The following is a 19,085-nucleotide window of genomic DNA, read 5'->3' on the forward strand; positions in this document are numbered from 1 at the left end:
ATCCAATGACACAGCGCTTGCATCTCGTCTTTGGCGGCGAACTGGTGAAACCCACGGAAACGGCGTTCAAGAACGTCGAGGACATTCACATCGTCGGCATCTTCCCGAACTACGCCACGGCCTTCGACGCCTGGAAGAACGAGGCGCAGCGCACGGTGGACAACGCGCATATGCGCTATTTCATCGCCCATCTCCATCGTCTGCGGGACGAGGAAACACCGGCATCCCCGACCGAAGAGCTGGGCTGACCCCGACATGAGCCGATCGCTGGGGCTTGCAGCGTACCGCGCCATGATCCGGCGCGGCGGCGGCGAGGTGGTGCCGCCGGATCAGGCCAGACCTCCGGGCGAGCTTGTCTGGATCCACGCGGCCGAAGGCGGGAACATGCTGGCCATTCAGGATCTCGCCATGCGTCTCTGCGCCGTGAGAGCCGGTCTGAACGTCCTGATTACCCTGCCCGAGCATGAGGACACGGCGGCGCTGGCAAGGACCGAGAGCCAGGTGATCGTGCAGACCGTACCGGCGGAACACATGGCGGCGGTCAAGGCGTTTCACGCCCATTGGCAGCCGGATTGCTGCATCTGGGTCTGGGGTGCCCTGCGCCCGAACCTCGTCCTCGAGACAGGATCGCAGGGTTGCCCCCAGTTCCTGATCGACGCGGACAGCCGTGGTTTCGACCGACGCCGCGACCGGTGGCTGTCGGATCTGACATACCGGTTGCTGTCGGAGTTCGATTTCGTGCTGGCGCGGTCCGAGGCAGGGCTGCAGCGGCTTCTGACCCTCGGCTTGCCGCGCCGCAAGGTCGAGGTCACTTCGCCCCTCGTCGCCGGGGGGCAGGCGCTGCCCTGCGTCGAATCCGACCTGACCGATCTGTCCGCCGTGATCGCCGGCAGGCCGATCTGGTTCGCGGCCCAGTTGCAGGCCAAGGAATTTCCCACGATCCTGTCGGCGCACCGGCAGGCCGTGCGCCTGTCGCACAGGCTTCTCCTCGTCCTGCAACCCGCCGACCCGGCCAAGGGCGCCGAAGCGGTGGAGCTTTCCCAGTCGCGCGGCTTTGCCACGGCAAACTGGAGCGATGGCACCTTCCCCGACGAGACGACGCAGGTTCTGATAACCGAGGACAGCGGCGACCGGGGGCTTTTCTTCCGGCTCGCACCGGTGTCGTTCCTCGGCTCGTCCCTCGTGCAGGGCGAAAGCGGGTGCGATCCGTTCGACGCCGCGGCACTCGGGTCGGCGGTACTCTATGGTCCCAAGGTGCGGGATTTCATGGGTTCCTACACGCGGCTGGCGGCGGCCGGGGCGGCACGGATCGTCAATGACGCGGACGCGCTCGGCACCGCCGTGTCGCGGCTGATCGCACCGGATCAGGCTGCCACCATGGCACATGCAGGTTGGGACGTGATCAGTCAGGGTGCGGCGCTGATGGACCGCGTGACCGATCTGGTGCAGGATGCGCTCGACGACAAGCTGAGGGCAGGCTGATGCGCGCACCGGGCTTCTGGCACAGGGCGCGGCCCGACTGGCGCGCGCGGCTGTTGCAACCGCTGGGCGGCCTCTACGCCCGCGCGACGGCGCGTCGCCTGGCGCGAGGTGACCGTGCGAAGCTCTCGATCCCGGTCGTTTGTGTCGGCAACATCAACGCGGGAGGCACGGGCAAGACGCCGACCGTCATGGCGGTGGTCGAACGGCTGAGGGACCGGTTTCACACGCCGCATGTCGTCTCGCGGGGATACGGCGGTACGCTGGAGGGACCGGTCCGGGTGGACCCTGCCCGACACACTGCCGCACAGGTTGGAGACGAACCGCTGCTGCTGGCCGCCTTCGCCGAAGTCTGGGTCGCGCGCGACCGTGCCGCGGGTGCGCGGGCAGCGGTCGCGGACGGGGCCAGCGTGGTCGTCCTCGACGACGGTTTTCAGAATCCGGCCCTGCACCACGACCTCGCCATCGTGGTGGTCGATGCGGAGAAGGGCTTTGGCAACGGCCTCTGCCTGCCCGCCGGCCCGCTGCGGGAACCGGTGGCCACCGGTCTGCGGCGCGCCGACTTGCTGCTGTCGATCGGGGATGACGCCGCGCAGGCGCGGTTCACCCCCCCATCCCTGCCCGCCGATGTGCCGCATGTGCGCGCCACCCTCGCACCCTTGCAGACCGGGATGAGCTGGGACGACACGACCGCGCTTGCCTTTGCCGGGATCGGGCATCCGGAGAAGTTCTTTGCCACGCTGAGAGGCCTGGGGGCGACCCTTGTGCATGCCGAGGCGCTTGACGATCACCAGCCTCTGACATCCGCCCTGATGACCCGGCTGGAAGCAGACGCCGCGGCCCGCGGCGCACAGCTGGTAACCACGGAAAAGGACGCGGTCAGGCTGCCGGCTGCCTTCCGGAGCAAGGTCATCACCCTGCCCGTGCGTCTTCGGATGGCAGAGGACAACGCGCTCTTCTCGGCGCTCGACGCGCTGCCGAGACCGGACTGACAGGCCCTGATCCTCTTCAGTTGTCCTCGCCCAGTTTGGGGGCGGGACGGTGCAACGCGAGCGTAGCGTCCGAAAATTTGAAGGGAGACCGCAGGCCGGGCACCCCGTCCAGTTCGATCTGCATGCCGCGTGCCACGACCTGAGGGTCCGCCATCACGTCCGAAAGATCATTGATCGGGCCGGCGGGCACGTTGTTCGCCTCGCAGGCCGCGAGAAGGTCGTCACGGCTGCGCTGGCGGGTGGCCCCATTCAGGCGGCGGATCATCTCGGGCCGGTTGGCGACCCGATCGGCATTCTTGGCGTAGTCCGGCGACTCCGCCATGTCGTCCAGCCCCAGCAACCGGCACAGGCGCTGGTATTGCCCATCGTTGCCGGTGGCGATGATGATATGCCCGTCGGAACACTCGAACACCTCGTAGGGCGTCAGGTTGGGATGCGCGTTGCCCATGCGACCCGGCGGCTTGCCCGTGGTGAGGTAGTTCATCGCCTGATTGCCCATGATCGACACGGCGCAATCCAGAAGCGCCATGTCGATGTGCTGCCCCTTGCCGGTGCGACCGCGCTGATGGACGGCGGCGAGGATTGCAGTGGTCGCGTAGATGCCGGTGAAGATGTCGGTGATCGCCATGCCCGATTTCTGCGGCTGACGGTCGGGTTCACCGGTGATGGACATCAGGCCCGACATGCCCTGGATGATGAAGTCGTATCCGGCACGGTGCGCGTAGGGACCGGTATGGCCGAAACCGGTGATCGAACAATAGATCAGGTGCGGGAATTCGGCCTGCAAACTGGCGTAGTCCAGGCCGTACTTTGCCAGACCGCCGGTCTTGAAGTTCTCGATCAGGATATCGGCATCCGCCAGCAAAGCCTTTACCTTCGCCACACCTTCCTCGGTACGGAAATCGACGGTGATCGACGCCTTGCCGCGGTTGGTGGAGTGGAAATAGCTGGCTGACTGGTCCTCGTCCCGCGTGACGAAGGGTGGGCCCCACTGGCGCGTGTCATCGCCGGCGGGGCTTTCGACCTTGATGACCTCGCAGCCGAGATCGGAAAGGGTCTGACCGGCCCAGGGCCCGGCCAGGACCCTGGCCAGTTCGACGACCTTCAGACCTGCAAGGGGTGCCTCCATCAGCCTTCGAGCTCTGCGTCGATCAGCGCCTTGAAGTCTGCATAGGGCATGTTCGACTGCTTGGTGCCGTTGATGATGAAGCTCGGGGTCGAGGTCACGTCGTCCCCTTCACGGTTCTTGGTTTCCCATGCGACGAGGGTCTGTGCCTTGTCCGCGTCCTGCAGGCAGGCGTTCAGGGTCTCGTTGTCCATCCCGGCCAGACGTCCGATCTTGCGCAGTCCCTCGACGATGGCGGTGGGTTCTCCCGCGCGGGCCCATTCGGATTGCCCCTTGTAGATCAGGTCGGCGATACCGAAGAACTTCTCTTGCCCGCCGCAGCGGGCGACCATCGACGCCCAGAGACCGGGACGGTCGAAATAGACCTCGCGGTAGATCATCCTGACCTTGCCGGTGTCGATGTATTCGGACTTGAGCTGCTTGAAGGGGCCCTGGTGGAAAGCCGCACAATGCGGACAGGTGAACGACGCGTATTCGATGATGGTCACGGGTGCATTCTCATCGCCCAGCGCCATTTCCTGAATGGATGACGTGTCGACATCAGCATCCGTCGATTGCGCGTTGGCCGCCCCGACGATGACGGTGGAGCCGGGCTGCGACAGGTTGCTTGTCAGGGCCCAGCCGCCGAGGCCGGCGACGGCGAAACCGCCCAGAATCAGATTTCTACGTTTCATGTGGTATTCCTTTGCTGCTGTCAGCGATTGTTCCTGTTGAATATGTTCTCGCCCAGACGTGCAAGAGCATCGCGCAACCCGTTGTCCGCCACCTGACCGGCGGTCGCCTCCGCTTTCCTGCGCAGTTCGGGGTCGGGCTCGGCCGTGGCGGCGGGCTTGCGGTGGCCGAACGCCACCCCGCCTTCGGCGAAACCGGTCGCAGCGGTCTGGGTGATGCGCACGCGCGCGATGGCGTTGTAGCCGTAGACCGCGTTCACCTTGGCACGCAGCTGTTCCTTTTGCATTTCGAGCACCGGCGCATGCGCCCCGGTAGTCAGCAAGGTCAATGTCGCGCCGAGACCGCCGCGGCCATAGCCGACCTCGACCGGCTCACTGATCGCGGCGATCTCCTCTCCGGCGATTTCCGGCCATTGCGTGAGCAGACGGGACTGGGCGAATCCCCGCGATTCAGACGCCTTGCGGATCTGGCCGGACAGGAGGCTGTCGGTACGCTTGAACCCATAGGTTCCGGTGCGGCGAGGTGGCATGGTCTTGTAACTCCGATCGTGACGCATACCATAGCGACCTGCTGCGACATCACCACCCCAACACCGCCCGAGGACCCATAAACATTGCGTGAAACAGCTTTCCCCGGCGACCTGCCGCGCATTCTGCTGGACTGGTACGATATCCACGCCCGCGAGATGCCGTGGCGCACCGGACCGGCAGACCGCGAGGCGGGCGTGCTGCCAGACCCCTACCGCGTCTGGCTGAGCGAGATCATGCTTCAACAGACCACTGTCGTTACCGTGCGGGACTATTTCGCCCGCTTTGTCGCCCGATGGCCCACCGTCGCCGATCTTGCCGCCGCCGAGGACGCCGAGGTGATGGGCGAGTGGGCCGGACTGGGATACTATGCCCGGGCCCGCAACTTGTTGAAATGCGCGCGTGCGGTGGTGGAACGGCACGGCGGCAATTTTCCCGCCGACCACGACTCGCTGCTCGCCCTGCCGGGCATCGGCCCCTATACCGCGGCAGCCGTATCCTCCATCGCCTTCGATCTGCAGCGGACCGTTCTCGACGGTAACGTGGAGCGGGTGATGGCGCGGCTGCACGATATCCACACCCCGTTGCCAGCCGCGAAGCCCGAGTTGATGGCCCGCGCGAAGGAACTGACCCCGGCCCACAGACCGGGCGACTACGCCCAGGCAGTGATGGACCTGGGCGCGACGATCTGTACACCGAGGTCGCCCGCCTGCGGCATATGCCCATGGCGCGATCCCTGCGCCGCACGGGCCGAGGGCACCGCCCCGCTGCTGCCGAAGAAGACGCCGAAGAAACCCAAGCCCGTGCGCCACGGCACCGTTTACCTGGCACAGCGGACGGACGGGGCATGGCTGCTCGAGACGCGGCCGGAAAAGGGCCTTCTGGGCGGCATGCTGGGCTGGCCCGGATCGGACTGGCTGGACGTGTCGGAGGATCGCCCCGCCGGCATCCCGCCGGTCACGGCAGACTGGCAGGTCGCGGCGGGCGAGGTGCGGCACACCTTCACCCATTTCCACCTTGTGCTCGCGATCAGGATTGCACGGGTCGGCATGGACGCCGAACCGGCGCGTGGCCAATTCGTGTCCCGCAGCGAATTCCGCCCCTCCGATCTGCCCACGGTCATGCGAAAGGCGTTCGATTTGTCGCAGGCGGCGCTTACGGCGGGTCTTTGACCCAAGGCCGACCTGCGCTAAGGAAGGACGTACGAGGCAACGAGATCCACCCCATGGCCCTTGAAGGCACCATCCTGCCGCCCACGGAACTGGCCCGCGCGACACGCGCGTTGCCCTTCTGGCTGTCGCTGGGCCTGATCCCGCTGGCCTGGGTCACTGCCCTTTACGGCGGCTGGACGGTAATCCTGTTGCCGCTGACGACGTGGTACCTCTTCACCCTTCTGGACGCCGTCGTGGGCCTGAACCTCGACAACGCGGATCTTTCGGCGACGGAAAGCGATCTCTTCTGGTACAGGCTGGTCACGCTGATCTGGGTGCCGGCACAGTTCCTGACCCTGTTCGGGCTGGTCTGGTACGTGCCCCAGGCCGAACATCTGAGCGGTTTCGAACGGTTCATGGTGTTCTTCGGCGTCGGTGTGATCACGGGCACGGTGGGGATCAACTACTCCCACGAGCTGATGCACCAGAAGAACCGACTGGAACGGTTCCTTGCCGACGCGCTGCTGGCCATGGTGCTCTACTCCCATTTCCGGTCGGAACATCTGCTGGTGCACCACCGCTATGTCGCGACGCCCCGTGACACGGTGACCGCGCGCTATAACGAGGGGTTCCATCGCTTCTATCCCCGCGTTCTGCGCGAATCGCTGATCTCTGCCTTTCGGGCCGAAAAGGCGATGCTCGCCCGCAAGGGGTTGCCCTGGACCGATCGCGGGAATCCCTTCTTCAAATACTGGGGGCTGCAGCTTTCATGCCTGGTCCTGGCGCTTCTGCTTGGTGGCTGGTCAGGGCTGCTCCTGTTCCTTGTTCAGGCAGGGGTCGCGATCTGGCAGCTTGAGCTGGTGAACTACATCGAGCACTACGGCCTGACGCGCAAGCACCTGGGCGATGGCAGGTACGAGCACGTACAGCCGCGCCATTCGTGGAACGCGGCGCACAAGGCATCGAACTGGCTGCTCATCAACCTGCAACGCCACTCCGATCATCACTACAAGCCTGACCGCCGGTTCCCCGTTCTGCAGAACTACGGTGCCGATGCGGCCCCGCAACTCCCGCACGGCTACCCGGTGATGACCATGGCGGCGATGTGCCCGCCGGTGTGGCGGCGCATCATGAACCCGCGCGTGCGCAAGTGGCGCGCGATGTACTATCCCGAGATCACGGACTGGACGCCCTACAACAAACACACCACCCCGCTCCCCCGCTGACGTCCGCGATCACCGTCGGTTGAATTGATCGTGAACCGGTGCGCCGGGCGATTTACAGGGCAAGGGTGACGCCCTAGCGTTCCTGCATGATTGATCGTCTGCGCCTGATCCCGGGCCTGCTGGCCGTTGTGCTTGCCCTGACCGCCGGGGCCGGTCGCCCCGCCGACGCGCAAACGGTCGAGGTCGACCTCGAGCTGGTGCTGATGGTCGATGTGTCCCGCTCCATGTCGCAGGCGGAACTGGAACTGCAACGCCGCGGCTATGCCGAAGCCCTGGGGTCGACCGAAGTCTTCGCAGCCGTGCAATCCGGTCTTTTGCAGAATGTGGCACTGACATACGTGGAATGGGCCGGAACGCAGCAGGTCGTCGTCGACTGGCGCGTCGTCACCACCCGACAGGACCTGCAGGATTTCGCCAGACAGCTGACGACCAAGCAGGATCCCGGCCTGCGCCGCACCTCGATTTCGGGGGCGCTGGCCTTTGGCGCGAGCATGATCGAGCGGAACCAGTACGCCGGCCTACGGCGTGTGATCGACATCTCGGGCGACGGGCCCAACAACCTCGGACCGGGGGTCACGTTCGCGCGGGACGATGTTCTTGCCCGGGGCATCACGATCAATGGCCTGCCGCTGATGACCGATGACGGAGCCTATTCACAATTCAATCTTCCCGACCTCGACGTCTACTACCAGAGTTGCGTGATCGGCGGGCCGGGGGCCTTCGTCATTCCCGTGGTCCAGTGGAGCGATTTCGGAGATGCGGTAAAGCGCAAGCTGGTGCTGGAGATCGCCGGTTACGAACCCGACCCGCAGGTCATTCCGGCACAGGCCCGCGATCCGCGTGATTGCAGGGTCGGCGAAAAGATCTGGGAGGATTTCTTTGGCAGTCGCGGCTTCCTGCCCTAGCCGCCCGGCAAAAAAAGACCCCGCCATGACGGCGGGGCCAAGGTGAGTGCCCTTGAAGGCGGACCTTCATGAGGAAGGCCGCAGGCACCGGCGGTGTTCAAAAACTGGATGGGAGGCCTCAGTTGGCCAATTCGGCCCTGATCTGCTGGCGCAACAGGTCGATGGGGATTTTCTTGCCATCGCGGGAAAAGCACCAGTAGGTCCAGCCGTTGCAGCTGGGCGCGCCTTCGAGAGCGGCGCCTACCTGGTGGATCGATCCCTTTACATCGTCACCGATCAGGGTGCCGTCGGCACGCACCTTGGCCTTGTGCCGGTTGTTCATGGAATAGAGGTTCTCGCCCGGACGCAGCATGCCACGTTCGACCAGCTGTCCGAAGGGAATGCGGGGTTCGGCGCGTTTCGACGTCGAGGTCTGCAACGCTTCCCGGTCGTAGCGGCGGACATTCGCGATCCGTTTTGCCGCCACCTTGCGGTAGGCCTCCTCGCGCTCGATACCGATGAAATCGCGGCCGAGCATCTTGGCCACGGCGCCCGTCGTCCCGGTGCCGAAGAACGGATCGAGCACGACGTCGCCCGGATTTGTCGAGCCGACCAGAACCCGGTGAAGCAGGCTTTCGGGCTTCTGCGTCGGATGCGCCTTGTCACCAGCATCGTCCTTAAGCCGTTCATGGCCGTTGCAGATCGGCAGAACCCAGTCGCTCCGCATCTGGATACCTTCGTTCAGGGCCTTCAGCGCCTCGTAGTTGAAGGTGTATTTCGCGTTCTCGTCCTTGCCCGCCCAGATCATCGTTTCGTGCGCATTGGTGAACCGCTTGCCACGGAAGTTCGGCATGGGGTTGGACTTGCGCCAGACGACGTCGTTGAGAATCCAGAAACCCTCGTCCTGAAGCGCGGCACCGACACGGAAGATGTTGTGATAGCTGCCGATCACCCAGATCGCGCCATTCGGCTTCAGCAGGCGGCGGGCGGCCTTGAGCCAGGCACGGGTGAAATCATCGTATGCCTTGAAACTGGCGAACTGGTCCCATTCGTCGTCGACGGCGTCTACCTTGGAATTGTCGGGCCGCATCAGGTCACCGCGCAATTGAAGGTTGTACGGCGGATCAGCAAATATCAAGTCGATGCTGTTGGCCGGCAACGCGTTCATCATGTCGATGCAATCGCCGGCAAGGATTTCGTTCAAGGGAAGTGCCACCGCACCCTTTGTCATCGTCTTCATATGTCTGCCTCTGTCCCCGGTGCTTTTGCACTCGTTGGTTGAGAGGCAGGATGAGTCAAAGCAGATTCGCGGTCAATTTCTTTTTTGAATCAACTGCTTAACGAATTGTCTTGCTACAACATATTGTGTACGGGCCTGAACGAACGTCTATGGTGAGGGGTCACACCGAGATTTTGAAGCGCCGCGATGTGGCTTTTTGATCCATATCCCATGTTGGTCTCCCAGCCGTATCCGGGGTGCTGTTGCGCAAGGGACAACATGACACAATCGCGACATATTTTTGCCATTATTGAGGCCGCGGAAATGCTCTGAGAGCGCGCGTCCCCCTTGATGACCGTCTCGGCCGGAAGCGCCAGATCACGCGGCAGCATGTTACCATCGACCAGCACGTAATCCGGCGGGATCCTCAGCCCTGCCAGCGCCCGCATCATCGCGAGATGGCTGGCGCGCAGGATGTTCATGCTGTCGATCTCCGCCACGGTCGCATGGGCGATGCTGACATCGGCAACCTGCATGATCTCGTCGTAGAGCCGGGCACGGGCCTTGGGGGTGAGTTTCTTCGAATCGTTCAGGCCCGCCGGGATGCGGGCCGGATCCAGCACCACGGCAGCAGCGGTCACCGGACCGGCCAGGGGGCCGCGGCCCACCTCGTCCACACCGGCAATGCGGCGGAAGCCCCGCAGGCGGGCGGCCGTTTCGAATGTGTAGTCGGGCGTCATGGCGCTTCAAAAACGCAAGTCGGCCCGCGCCGCAAGAGCCGGACCTGTCGAAACGGTCGCGTTCGGATCAAATTGTGGGGGAGGCGCCCGAACACCTCCCCCACGTCCCGCGGGCCAGGGACCTGTCCCGCGGGATTGACCTGCGGAGTTGTTATCCGCGGGCCAATCTGTATCCCGCATCCCGAAGACAGCGCGCCTCGTAGCCGGTGCGCAGGCCATTGGGGGTGCCGAACTTGTACTGGCAGTTCTGGGGCAGGGATTTCATGTAACGGAAGTTGCGCTGAAGGCAGCGTTCGCCGAACATCTGCACCTTGCCGCGCCGGGTCTCGAAGTTCTGGAAGCATTGCTGCGGCAGAAGCTTGCTGTTCACGTGACGGGGCAGCGGACGCGGCTGCAGGTTATAGCGCGGCGGTTCGTGGCGGGGCTGGTGAACAAGGGGCGGCCGGTGACGCGGCGGCGCGGAACGCGGCGGCGCATAGACCGGCGACGGCTGGCGATGTACCCGCTGCTGCTTTTTCTTGTTGTTGTCATGAATGATCTTGCCGACGACGGCGACGCCAAGAATGGCGGCCAGCGCGCGAACGGTATCGCGGTCACCGGCATGGGCGGGCACGGCGCCTATGGCGGTGATCGCGATAGACGCGGCGGCGATGGTTGCGATGAAGCGGCGGTACATGGCGTGGTCCTTTCCTGTTGGCGCAGACGGGACCCGCCTGCTGATGGGATCAACCTGGGGTCAGGGGGTCCAGACAGGCAATAACAGGGGGATGTTATTGGATAGCAGCAGCCCCAAACCCCTTTGGATATTGAATATCATGCGGCAAAGGCGCAGAGATGACGTATGAGACACATCATCCTTCCCCTTCTGTCTGCGGCACTGATCGCCGTCGCCCTGCCCGCCTCTGCGGCAGGCTGCTACGCCGACTACAAGGCCAAGCAGGACAACCCGCTGCGCCTGCATTACGGAGTGGCGCAGATCAACGGACCCTGCGATGCGGGCAACGCCAAGGCGGAGCTTTCCAGCCGTCTTGCAGCACAGGGATGGACCCTGCTCAACATCCTTTCGGTCTTTGGCGAGGAAGGGCTGGCACAGAGGAGAGACAGTGCAGGATCAAATTACCTCCGCTTCTGACATGCGCCGCTTCGGCGGGCGCATCGTGGGTTCCGGGATCGCGGCCATCGTGGCCGCGCTGCTGATCGCGGCAGGCCTGCTGTTCTGGTCCCTGCCCGACGCCAATGCGTTCAACGCCGAAGTGACCCGGATCTTCATCGAGAACGACGATCTGACCTCCGGCGCGGAGATCAAGCTGCTGGAGATTCTCGCCCAGTCCGGCACCGCCTTTTCCGAGACGCTGACAAGCTACCGCATGGTGATCTTCGTGCTGCTGGTGTTCGCTACCGCAATGCTCGTGGCGGCATTGGTGTTCCTCATCATGCTGGTGGGGTTCAATCGCCGGATGGCACAGATCGAACGGGCAGGCATCCAGGTGAATTCGCTGCTGATCAGCCGCGAGGAGAATACCGTCTACCTCAACAACCTCGGCTTCAAGCTGACCGACGCCGCGATGGAGACGATGAGCGTGCTGGCGGAGGCAAGGATGGACGATGACGTGCTGTCGGGGTCCGAGATCGAGGGCGTCATTTCGGGCCGGAATGCCGCCGATTGCGACGAGGCGGCAGGCGCGACCCGGATCAAGCGGCTGCGCGATACGCTGGGCAACCAGATCGTTTCCGAACTGCTGGTCAAGAACATCGCGCGGCGCGGCTACATGCTGGCCATCGACAAGGATGTGATCAAGGTGATCTGAGGCGCGCTGCACGGTCTGGTCAAGACTGCCGCCCCGACGTAGGGTCCGGCGGAAACTGCAAGGACCGTCCAGATGCCCGCCCCCATCAATCCCTTCAAGAAGTCCCTGAAAGCCGGCGAAACCGTCTTTGGCTGCTGGCTCGGTCTGGCCGACACGTTCAGCGCCGAACTGATGGGAGGGGCCGGCTTTGACTGGCTGCTGATCGACGGCGAACACGCGCCCAACGACCTGCGGTCGATTCTGGCGCAGCTTCAGGTGCTGTCCGCCTCGCCCAGCCACGCCATCGTGCGGGTGCCGATCGGCGAAACCTACCTCATCAAGCAGGTGCTGGACGCCGGCGCGCAGACCATTCTCGTTCCGATGGTCGAAAGCGCGGCGCAGGCCCGCAAGCTGGTGCGCGACGTCACCTATCCCCCCCACGGGGATCGCGGTGTCGGCTATGCCCTGACCCGGGCCGCCCGTTTCTCCCGCACCACGGACTACGGCACCACGGCCGACGCCGAGACCTGCCTGCTGGTGCAGGTGGAAAACCGAAAGGGCCTTGCCGCGCTCGACGAGATACTTGACGTCCAAGGCGTGGACGGGGTGTTCATCGGCCCCGCCGATCTGGCGGCAGACATGGGTCATATGGGCAACGCCCAGCATCCCGATGTTCAGGGCGCGATCATGGATGCGCTGCGCCGCATCCGTGCGGCAGGAAAAGCGCCCGGCATCCTTTCCACCCGCGACGAGATGACGAGGGACGCGCTCGACGCCGGGGCGCAATTCGTTGCCGTCGGTGCGGATGTGCTGTTGCTGAACAGCGCGGCACTGGCGCTGGCTCAAAAGTGGAAAAAGCCAACGCGATGAATACCGGTCTTGTCCTGCTGGCGCTGGCCTATGTGCTCAGCCAATTTTTCCGTGCCTTCCTTGCTGTCCTCGCCAAGATCCTCGAACTTGATATCGGGGCGACTCCCGATGATCTCGCCTTTGCGTCCGGGCTGTGGTTCATCGCTTTCGCGGCGGCCCAGATCCCCATCGGCGCCTCTCTCGACAGCCTGGGGCCGCGCCGGACGGCGGGCTGGCTGATGCTGCTGGGCTGCGGCGGCGGGGCGGCGGTGTTTGCCATGGCCACGGGGCCGGCGCTCATCGCGGTCGCCATGGCGATGATCGGCGTGGGTTGCGCGCCGGTTCTGATGGCGTCCTATTACATCTTCGCGCGCGAACATCCACCAGCGCAATTCGCCGTGCTCGCGTCCGTCATGGTGGGGGTCGGCAGCCTCGGGAATCTGGTGGCATCCTACCCCATGGCCCTGTCGGCAGAGCTTCTGGGCTGGCGCACGTCGCTCTGGGGTCTGGGCGCGCTCTCGGCGATGATCGCCCTCGCCATTCTCGTCTGGGTGCGGGATCCGGCCAAGATCGAGGGCGAGGCCAAGGGATCGCTGGGCCAGCTTTTCAAGCTGAAGGCGCTTTGGTTCATCTTTCCACTCATGGGGGTCAACTATGCCCTACCGGGCGCCATCCGGGGGCTTTGGATCGGTCCCTACCTGACGGATGTCTTCGGCGCAGACACCGGGGCCGTCGGCCTCGCCAGCCTGTTGATGGGAATTGCCATGATCTCGGGGGCACTGGCCTACGGTTTTGCCGACAGGTTTTTCCCGTCGCGCAAGTGGATGCTGGCCGGCGGCGCGATGGTGACCAGCCTCGCGACCTTTACCATGATCCTGCTTCCGGCCCAGTCCCTCGTTCTTTCGGTCGTCCTGATCTGTGCCATCGGCTTCTTTGGCGGCGGTTACGCGGTGATCATGGCGCATGGCCGCAGCTTTCTGCCGCCACAGCTCATCGGGCGGGGCGTGACGATGCTGAACCTTTTCAGCATCGGCGGCGTCGGGGTGATGCAGTTCGCCTCCGGCCGGGTCTATTACAGCTATGCCGGAACGGGCGACGCGGTGCTGCCCTATGTCATGGTGTTCCTGTTGCTGGGCTGCTGCCTGGTATCGGGGTTGTTTCTCTATCTCTTCAGCCGGGACAAGTCAGACTGAGCGGCCTTTCATCCTCGAAGCGGCAAGGGCGTAACCGCCCGCGGCGCCGTCGATGAAATGCACGTGATCGTCCGTCATGATTGACGGCACGATGCAGGTCATCATCGCCTGATCCTGCGCGGCGATGCCGTAGCGGATCAGCCCGTCGGCCCCGGCCTTGCTCAATACGTCTTCGATCTGATCCCGAGTCGCGGGATTGCAATCCAACGTCATCTTCAGTCCGTCGTCGCGCTTGCGGAAATCCGCGTTTTCGCCCACGACGCGGGCATAGCGGCGGGCATCGAAACCACCCAGCCTGATCCCCGTGCGGATCAGCAGCCACGCGACGAAGGATTCGAACAGCGCCTTGCGCCGCGCCGAGCCCAACGAACCGGTCCCGTGGGTCGCGTGTGCCTCCAGCGCGGCTCCCTCTGGCGGCCAGTCGGAGCCCGGGCCGCTGGCCGGTGCGGGGTGGCCGCCCCGATCAAGGTTTTCGGTCAGGCTGACGATGCGGTCGTAGACCCGGGCGACCTCATCTGCATCGGCGTCCGGTTCGGGCAACACGAGGATCGACAGGATGGTGCCGTTGCGCGCGGTCATGTTCGACCAGCGGCACGACAGGCCGGTCAGATCGGGCAAGGCTCCTCTGGCGGCGGGTTCGACGGCATAGTCGCCGGCTTTCATGCGCGTTTCCGCCCAGTTCAGGCCGCCGCCGTCGAACATCGCGTAGTCGACGCCCCGTGACACCTCGAACCTTGCAACCCGCACGTCGTGGCCTGCCCTGCGGGCATCCGCGACCGGCACCAGCGCCACCCGCATCTCGATGGCGAATTCCTCCTGCGCCCAGCGCGCGCACCGCGCCAGGGCATCCCGCGCCGCGGCTTCGTCCCGTGGCGGAACGGCAAAACCGGCGCCGTCCCCGCCGAACACGAAAGGAAAAGCGGATCCTTCGAGCGCGTTCATCATCGCCGAGATCACGGCAGCGCCCACCATGTTCACGGTCTTGTACCGGCCCTCGGCGATCAGCCCGGTCGAATTGACAATATCCGCCGTGCCGAGCCACCAGTCCTGCGGCAGCGGCGTGAACCTGTCGCCTTGGGTCAGCTGATCGAAATCGCTGACGCGGGCCAGTTGGTCATAGAAGGTACCACCGTCGGTCAAATGCGTTTTCCTGTGGCTTCGCCCGACATTAGCACGCGCAATACCACACAGACCAGCCATGACAGGCGGGGGGCCTTTCCCCCGCGGGACAAGCAGTGTATGTGCCGCCCAACCTTTTTAATATCGGAGAATTCAGATGGGTTATCGCATCGCCGTCGTGGGCGCCACTGGCAATGTGGGCCGCGAAATGCTGAACATTCTGGCCGAGCGCCAGTTCCCCGTGGACGAGATCGTGGCTCTGGCCAGCCGCAAATCCATGGGCACGGAGGTCAGCTTCGGAGACAAGACGCTCAAATGCAAGGACCTGGACACCTTCGATTTCACCGGCTGGGACATGGCACTGTTCGCCGTGGGGTCCGAGGCGACCAAGAAGTACGCACCGAATGCGGCCAAGGCAGGCTGCGTGGTGATCGACAACTCGTCGCTCTACCGCTACGATTCGGACGTGCCGCTGATCGTGCCCGAGGTGAACCCCGAGGCCGTTCACGGCTACTCGAAGCGTAACATCATCGCCAATCCCAACTGCTCCACCGCGCAGATGGTCGTCGCGCTCAAGCCGCTGCATGACAGGGCCAAGATCAAGCGCGTCGTGGTCAGCACCTACCAGTCGGTGTCGGGCGCGGGCAAGGAAGGCATCGATGAATTGTGGGATCAGACCAAGTCGATCTACAATCCGGTCGATGACAAACCGGCCAAGAAGTTCACCAAGCAGATCGCCTTCAACGTGATTCCGCACATCGACGTCTTCATGGAAGACGGCTCCACCAAGGAAGAGTGGAAGATGGTTTCGGAAACGAAGAAGATCGTGGACCCGGCGATCAAGGTCACGGCGACCTGCGTGCGCGTGCCCGTCTTCGTGGGCCACGCCGAGGCCATCAACATCGAGTTCGAAGATCACCTCGACGAGGAAGAGGCACGCGACATCCTGCGCGAGGCACCCGGCATCATGGTGATCGACAAGCGCGAGGACGGTGGCTATGTCACGCCGATCGAATGTGTCGGCGATTTCGCGACCTTCATCAGCCGTATCCGTCAGGACAGCACCATCGACAACGGCCTGAACCTGTGGTGCGTCAGCGACAACCTGCGCAAGGGCGCCGCCCTGAACGCGGTCCAGATCGCCGAGCTGCTGGGCCGAGAAGTTCTCAAGAAGGGCTGAGCGGGCTTTCGCTGCGCAAGGGATCAGGGGCCTTCGGGCCCCTTTTCTTTTGCGGTGCCGGCTTGCAGACTGCGATCAGTACCAAATCACAGGAAATACCCCATGCGTGTTGTCGTCCTCTGCCTGCTGAGCCTGCCCGCCGTGGCCCAAGCCGAGACTTTCACCCTGTCCAGCGCCCCGACTTCCGCCGTGGTCTATGGCTACGGGGCGCAAGTAACACGGGAGGTTTCAGTCACCGTGCCCGCCGGGACACATGACCTGGTCCTGCCGGACCTGCCGGCCTGGATGCGGGGCGATATGCTGCGTGTCAGCGTGGATGGTGCGCGGCTCGGGTCGACACAGTTCCGGTCGTCCGCCGTGCCCCCCCAGCCCGAGCGGGAAACCCCGGAAGTGGCCGCCGCGAAAGAGCGGATCGAGGCCGCGGAACGCGCGCTGACCGCGCTGGACGATCGGGTGGCCGAAGCCCGCCTCGCGGCAGCCGCCGCAGAGGCCAAGGCGGGTTTTCTGGGCGCGCTCGGCACGAACGAGGGGCTGCCGTCGGATGTGGCGACGCTGGCCGATATCGCGCGCCTGGTCGAGACGGAGACCCTGGCAGCCGAACAGGCGGCACTGACGGCCCGCCAACGCGCCCGCGACATCGAAATGGATCGCGACGACCTGGTCGAGGAACTGGAGGACGCCAAGGCCGCGCTCGCCGCTCTGACCCCACCCGCCAAGGAAGTCTCGCAGCTGACGCTTTCGGTGACCGCCGAGACCGAAGGCGACGTGACCCTGTCGCTGAGCTATCCCGTCGATGCGGGGTGGCGCCCGGTCTACGACCTCTATCTCCGGGGGGAGGAGCCGGCCACGCTGGACATCGTACGCGGTGCGATGATCGCGCAATACAGCGGCGAGAACTGGGATGATGTCTCCATCACGCTGTCCACGCTCGAACCTGCCTCCCAGATCAGCCCGACAACGGTGCGACCGCAACTCCGCCGCATCGAGGAACCGGAACCGCCGCGGCCGATGTCCAGCATGCGCAAGGATGCGGAGGGGCTGGCCGCCGCCGAACCGGTGATGGAAGCCCCCGTGATGGCCGACAATGCCGTCGCCACCTCGTTCGACGGGCCGGGTGTCACCTATTCCGTGACGCAACCGCTCGATCTGGCCAGCGGAGTGGACGCGACACGCGTGAACCTGGACCGGCTCAGCTTCGATGCACGGCGGTTCGCCCACGCCGCGCCCGCCTTCGACCGAACAGCCTACCTGATGGCCGAATTCACCAACACGACGCAGGAACCGTTGCTGGCCGCCAGCGAGGCGGCACTTTATATCGACAACACGCTTGTCGGGCGCAGCCCCTTTCCACAGGTTCCGGCAGGCGCGGAGGGTGACGTGCCGTTCGGCCCCATCGATGACCTTCAGCTAAGCTACACCATCCTCGACCAGTCCGAAGGCGATCGCGGGATCATCAGCCGCTCCAACGCGCAGCGCCAGCGGGTTCGCATGGACGTCGAGAACCTCGGCACGCGAGACTGGACCGTCGAAGTGCAGGCTGCCGTGCCTTACACCATTCAGGACGATCTCAGCATCCAATGGACAGCGACACCCCAACCGGACGAACGCAACGTCGAGGACCTGCGTGGGGTGCTGCAATGGAACATCGATGTGCCCGCCGGCGAAACCCGCGAGATCGAGATCCAGCAAGAACTGAACTGGCCGGACGGCATGGTCCTGCGCTGACGCGCCGCCACGCCCCCGGACAGATCGTCAACCGTCAGACAGGCTGGAACTGGCCTGTTTCTGCGCTGAAGTACTCCAACCCGCCTTCGGCGATGTCGGTCCAGAGACCATGCATGGTCAGTTGCCCGTTCTGCACGAGTTCCGCGAGGAACGGGAAGGTCATCAGGTTGTCGAGAGAGGTCATCACCGCGAGCTTCTCAAGCTGGCGCTCCTGCTCGACCCCTTCGGGCAGCTTGGCGACATCGTCGTAACGCGGACGCAGGATATCCATCCAGCGGCCGACGAAACTGTCCTTCGCTTCCATTTCCGGGGCCTTGCCCTGGCACATGTCGATGCAGCCCTTGACGCCGCCGCAGTTGGAATGGCCGAGCACGATGAGATGGGCAACCTTCAGCACGCGGACCGCGTATTCGACCGCCGCGGAGGTGCCGTGGTGATCGCCATCAGGCTCGTACGGGGGGACGAGGTTGGCGATGTTGCGGTGGATGAAGAATTCGCCCTGATCGGCACCGAAAATGGAGGTGACGTGCACCCGGCTGTCGCAGCAGGAAATGACCATCGCGCGGGGACGCTGGCCTTCGTCGGCCAGACGGCGATACCACGAGGCATTGTCGGCATAGCTGGTCGCCTTCCAGCCATGATACCGCTGTATCAGGTATCCCGGTAGTGGTTTCGCCCTGTGCATCGCGCTGATCCTTCCGTCTTGTGTGGGCGACAGTTAGCTCAAATCACCGGTGAATTCGAGCGAAAACATGCGCCCGTTTCAACGCTTTTCAAACACTTGTGGGACATCAAGCCCGACAGCCGTGGGGGCGACAAAAGGGGTGAGGGGATGCATGTTCTGCAAATGAATCCGGTGGAAAAGGTACGGGTCGACGCGGCCCAGCTCGAAGCGCTCTATGCGCAGCTCGGTCCTGCCGAGGCCGAGGACGTCCTGTGCCGCGCGCTCGAGGACGTGGCGTTGCGGCTTGGACATTGCGTCAGCCTGTTCGAGCAGGGCAGCCTTGCGGACTTGCGCAAGAACGCGAGGACACTGATCGCGGTTGGCGATCAGATCGGGATGCTGGCGCTGAACCGGGTGGCGACGGACGTGGTCGGCTGCATTGACCGCCGCGACGACGTGGCCCTTGCCGCCACCTTGTCGCGTCTGCTTCGGGTCGGGGAACGGTCGCTCTGCGCGGTCTGGAACACCGGCGACAATGCGATCAGATGACTT

At 64.3% G+C, this 19,085-nt stretch carries 21 protein-coding genes; 13 read left to right on the plus strand and 8 right to left on the minus strand.

Annotated elements, in window-relative coordinates; all coding sequences use genetic code 11:
• Positions 1–5 precede the first annotated feature (5 nt).
• Genes BOO69_RS16845 through lpxK form a run of 3 tightly spaced genes read left to right on the plus strand, consistent with a single transcriptional unit; the run spans position 6 to position 2,471 of the window.
• The gene (locus BOO69_RS16845; RefSeq protein WP_071973217.1) at positions 6–248 is read left to right on the plus strand and encodes a DUF4170 domain-containing protein; all 243 of its coding nucleotides are present in this window, start codon (positions 6–8) and stop codon (positions 246–248) included.
• Between the two features lie 7 nt (positions 249–255).
• On the plus strand, positions 256–1,482 hold the full coding sequence (locus BOO69_RS16850) for a 3-deoxy-D-manno-octulosonic acid transferase (protein ID WP_071973218.1): 1,227 nt from the start codon (positions 256–258) through the stop codon (positions 1,480–1,482).
• Positions 1,482–2,471: a tetraacyldisaccharide 4'-kinase gene (lpxK, locus tag BOO69_RS16855; protein WP_172839554.1), complete on the plus strand. Its 990-nt coding sequence runs from the start codon at positions 1,482–1,484 to the stop codon at positions 2,469–2,471. Before BOO69_RS16850 ends, lpxK begins: the two co-directional genes overlap by 1 nt.
• A 16-nt stretch (positions 2,472–2,487) precedes the next feature.
• Here the strand turns inward: lpxK and BOO69_RS16860 are convergent, their stop codons facing one another.
• Genes BOO69_RS16860 through BOO69_RS16870 form a run of 3 tightly spaced genes read right to left on the minus strand, consistent with a single transcriptional unit; the run spans position 2,488 to position 4,798 of the window.
• Positions 2,488–3,600 carry a CaiB/BaiF CoA transferase family protein gene (locus tag BOO69_RS16860; RefSeq protein WP_071973219.1) on the minus strand — a complete coding sequence of 371 codons (1,113 nt, stop codon included), beginning with the start codon at positions 3,598–3,600 and terminating at the stop codon, positions 2,488–2,490.
• On the minus strand, positions 3,600–4,271 hold the full coding sequence (locus BOO69_RS16865; RefSeq protein ID WP_071973220.1) for a DsbA family protein: 672 nt from the start codon (positions 4,269–4,271) through the stop codon (positions 3,600–3,602). The genes BOO69_RS16860 and BOO69_RS16865 overlap by 1 nt, the downstream gene beginning before the upstream one ends.
• Positions 4,272–4,291: 20 nt before the next feature.
• A complete protein-coding gene (locus tag BOO69_RS16870; RefSeq protein ID WP_071973221.1) occupies positions 4,292–4,798 on the minus strand; it encodes a DUF721 domain-containing protein in 507 nt (168 codons plus the stop codon).
• Between the two features lie 84 nt (positions 4,799–4,882).
• On the opposite strand from BOO69_RS16870, the gene mutY reads away from it, so the two are divergent.
• From mutY to BOO69_RS16885, 3 genes are all read left to right on the plus strand, one after another.
• Positions 4,883–5,968: an A/G-specific adenine glycosylase gene (gene mutY, locus BOO69_RS16875; RefSeq protein ID WP_071973222.1), complete on the plus strand. Its 1,086-nt coding sequence runs from the start codon at positions 4,883–4,885 to the stop codon at positions 5,966–5,968.
• A gap of 53 nt (positions 5,969–6,021) precedes the next feature.
• Positions 6,022–7,173 (plus strand): alkane 1-monooxygenase, encoded by a 1,152-nt coding sequence (locus BOO69_RS16880; protein ID WP_071973223.1) that lies wholly within the window; start codon positions 6,022–6,024, stop codon positions 7,171–7,173.
• A gap of 86 nt (positions 7,174–7,259) precedes the next feature.
• Complete coding sequence (locus tag BOO69_RS16885) at positions 7,260–8,078, plus strand: DUF1194 domain-containing protein (protein ID WP_071973224.1); 819 nt, start codon at positions 7,260–7,262, stop codon at positions 8,076–8,078.
• A 118-nt stretch (positions 8,079–8,196) separates the two neighbouring features.
• On the opposite strand, the gene BOO69_RS16890 is transcribed toward BOO69_RS16885, so the two are convergent.
• The 3 genes from BOO69_RS16890 to BOO69_RS16900 form a co-directional block, all read right to left on the minus strand.
• On the minus strand, positions 8,197–9,297 hold the full coding sequence (locus BOO69_RS16890; protein WP_071973225.1) for a site-specific DNA-methyltransferase: 1,101 nt from the start codon (positions 9,295–9,297) through the stop codon (positions 8,197–8,199).
• 113 nt (positions 9,298–9,410) lie between these two features.
• Complete coding sequence (locus BOO69_RS16895) at positions 9,411–10,016, minus strand: ribonuclease HII (protein ID WP_071973226.1); 606 nt, start codon at positions 10,014–10,016, stop codon at positions 9,411–9,413.
• A 151-nt stretch (positions 10,017–10,167) separates the two neighbouring features.
• The gene (locus BOO69_RS16900) at positions 10,168–10,692 is read right to left on the minus strand and encodes a hypothetical protein (protein ID WP_071973227.1); all 525 of its coding nucleotides are present in this window, start codon (positions 10,690–10,692) and stop codon (positions 10,168–10,170) included.
• Positions 10,693–10,857: 165 nt separating this feature from the next.
• Here BOO69_RS16900 and BOO69_RS16905 point away from each other — a divergent pair, with 165 nt between their 5' ends.
• The 4 genes from BOO69_RS16905 (at position 10,858) to BOO69_RS16920 (ending at position 13,845) form a co-directional block, all read left to right on the plus strand.
• Positions 10,858–11,148, plus strand: a complete 291-nt coding sequence (locus BOO69_RS16905; RefSeq protein ID WP_071973228.1) for a hypothetical protein — start codon at positions 10,858–10,860, stop codon at positions 11,146–11,148.
• Position 11,149: 1 nt separating this feature from the next.
• Entirely contained in the window at positions 11,150–11,824 is a 675-nt protein-coding gene (locus tag BOO69_RS16910; RefSeq protein WP_071973229.1) for a winged helix-turn-helix domain-containing protein, read from the plus strand.
• A gap of 72 nt (positions 11,825–11,896) precedes the next feature.
• Positions 11,897–12,673: an HpcH/HpaI aldolase family protein gene (locus tag BOO69_RS16915; RefSeq protein ID WP_071973230.1), complete on the plus strand. Its 777-nt coding sequence runs from the start codon at positions 11,897–11,899 to the stop codon at positions 12,671–12,673.
• Positions 12,670–13,845, plus strand: a complete 1,176-nt coding sequence (locus BOO69_RS16920) for an MFS transporter (RefSeq protein WP_071973231.1) — start codon at positions 12,670–12,672, stop codon at positions 13,843–13,845. Before BOO69_RS16915 ends, BOO69_RS16920 begins: the two co-directional genes overlap by 4 nt.
• Here BOO69_RS16920 and BOO69_RS16925 read toward each other — a convergent pair.
• On the minus strand, positions 13,837–14,985 hold the full coding sequence (locus BOO69_RS16925) for a DUF3095 domain-containing protein (protein ID WP_071973232.1): 1,149 nt from the start codon (positions 14,983–14,985) through the stop codon (positions 13,837–13,839). The genes BOO69_RS16920 and BOO69_RS16925 overlap by 9 nt on opposite strands.
• Before the next feature lie 136 nt (positions 14,986–15,121).
• Here BOO69_RS16925 and BOO69_RS16930 point away from each other — a divergent pair, with 136 nt between their 5' ends.
• Both BOO69_RS16930 and BOO69_RS16935 read left to right on the plus strand, forming a co-directional pair.
• Positions 15,122–16,144, plus strand: coding sequence for an aspartate-semialdehyde dehydrogenase (locus BOO69_RS16930; protein WP_071973233.1), 1,023 nt, complete (start codon positions 15,122–15,124; stop codon positions 16,142–16,144).
• Positions 16,145–16,246: 102 nt separating this feature from the next.
• Positions 16,247–17,869 (plus strand): DUF4139 domain-containing protein, encoded by a 1,623-nt coding sequence (locus tag BOO69_RS16935; RefSeq protein ID WP_071973234.1) that lies wholly within the window; start codon positions 16,247–16,249, stop codon positions 17,867–17,869.
• A 34-nt stretch (positions 17,870–17,903) separates the two neighbouring features.
• Here the strand turns inward: BOO69_RS16935 and BOO69_RS16940 are convergent, their stop codons facing one another.
• Positions 17,904–18,554 carry a carbonic anhydrase gene (locus tag BOO69_RS16940; RefSeq protein ID WP_071973235.1) on the minus strand — a complete coding sequence of 217 codons (651 nt, stop codon included), beginning with the start codon at positions 18,552–18,554 and terminating at the stop codon, positions 17,904–17,906.
• Between the two features lie 147 nt (positions 18,555–18,701).
• Between BOO69_RS16940 and BOO69_RS16945 the strand changes: the two genes are divergently transcribed.
• Complete coding sequence (locus BOO69_RS16945) at positions 18,702–19,082, plus strand: hypothetical protein (protein ID WP_071973236.1); 381 nt, start codon at positions 18,702–18,704, stop codon at positions 19,080–19,082.
• Positions 19,083–19,085: the final 3 nt, after the last annotated feature.

The organism is Sulfitobacter alexandrii (assembly GCF_001886735.1).
Taxonomy (GTDB): domain Bacteria; phylum Pseudomonadota; class Alphaproteobacteria; order Rhodobacterales; family Rhodobacteraceae; genus Sulfitobacter; species Sulfitobacter alexandrii.

Excerpts from the sequence above, each read along its gene's own strand:
- BOO69_RS16845 (WP_071973217.1), top strand. The coding sequence starts at position 6 with ATGACACAGCGCTTGCATCTCGTCTTTGGCGGCGAACTGGTGAAACCC.
- BOO69_RS16850 (WP_071973218.1), top strand. The coding sequence starts at position 256 with ATGAGCCGATCGCTGGGGCTTGCAGCGTACCGCGCCATGATCCGGCGC.
- lpxK (WP_172839554.1), top strand. The coding sequence starts at position 1,482 with ATGCGCGCACCGGGCTTCTGGCACAGGGCGCGGCCCGACTGGCGCGCG.
- BOO69_RS16860 (WP_071973219.1), bottom strand. The coding sequence starts at position 3,600 with ATGGAGGCACCCCTTGCAGGTCTGAAGGTCGTCGAACTGGCCAGGGTC.
- BOO69_RS16865 (WP_071973220.1), bottom strand. The coding sequence starts at position 4,271 with ATGAAACGTAGAAATCTGATTCTGGGCGGTTTCGCCGTCGCCGGCCTC.
- BOO69_RS16870 (WP_071973221.1), bottom strand. The coding sequence starts at position 4,798 with ATGCCACCTCGCCGCACCGGAACCTATGGGTTCAAGCGTACCGACAGC.
- BOO69_RS16880 (WP_071973223.1), top strand. The coding sequence starts at position 6,022 with ATGGCCCTTGAAGGCACCATCCTGCCGCCCACGGAACTGGCCCGCGCG.
- BOO69_RS16885 (WP_071973224.1), top strand. The coding sequence starts at position 7,260 with ATGATTGATCGTCTGCGCCTGATCCCGGGCCTGCTGGCCGTTGTGCTT.
- BOO69_RS16890 (WP_071973225.1), bottom strand. The coding sequence starts at position 9,297 with ATGAAGACGATGACAAAGGGTGCGGTGGCACTTCCCTTGAACGAAATC.
- BOO69_RS16895 (WP_071973226.1), bottom strand. The coding sequence starts at position 10,016 with ATGACGCCCGACTACACATTCGAAACGGCCGCCCGCCTGCGGGGCTTC.
- BOO69_RS16900 (WP_071973227.1), bottom strand. The coding sequence starts at position 10,692 with ATGTACCGCCGCTTCATCGCAACCATCGCCGCCGCGTCTATCGCGATC.
- BOO69_RS16905 (WP_071973228.1), top strand. The coding sequence starts at position 10,858 with ATGAGACACATCATCCTTCCCCTTCTGTCTGCGGCACTGATCGCCGTC.
- BOO69_RS16910 (WP_071973229.1), top strand. The coding sequence starts at position 11,150 with ATGCGCCGCTTCGGCGGGCGCATCGTGGGTTCCGGGATCGCGGCCATC.
- BOO69_RS16915 (WP_071973230.1), top strand. The coding sequence starts at position 11,897 with ATGCCCGCCCCCATCAATCCCTTCAAGAAGTCCCTGAAAGCCGGCGAA.
- BOO69_RS16920 (WP_071973231.1), top strand. The coding sequence starts at position 12,670 with ATGAATACCGGTCTTGTCCTGCTGGCGCTGGCCTATGTGCTCAGCCAA.
- BOO69_RS16930 (WP_071973233.1), top strand. The coding sequence starts at position 15,122 with ATGGGTTATCGCATCGCCGTCGTGGGCGCCACTGGCAATGTGGGCCGC.
- BOO69_RS16935 (WP_071973234.1), top strand. The coding sequence starts at position 16,247 with ATGCGTGTTGTCGTCCTCTGCCTGCTGAGCCTGCCCGCCGTGGCCCAA.
- BOO69_RS16940 (WP_071973235.1), bottom strand. The coding sequence starts at position 18,554 with ATGCACAGGGCGAAACCACTACCGGGATACCTGATACAGCGGTATCAT.
- BOO69_RS16945 (WP_071973236.1), top strand. The coding sequence starts at position 18,702 with ATGCATGTTCTGCAAATGAATCCGGTGGAAAAGGTACGGGTCGACGCG.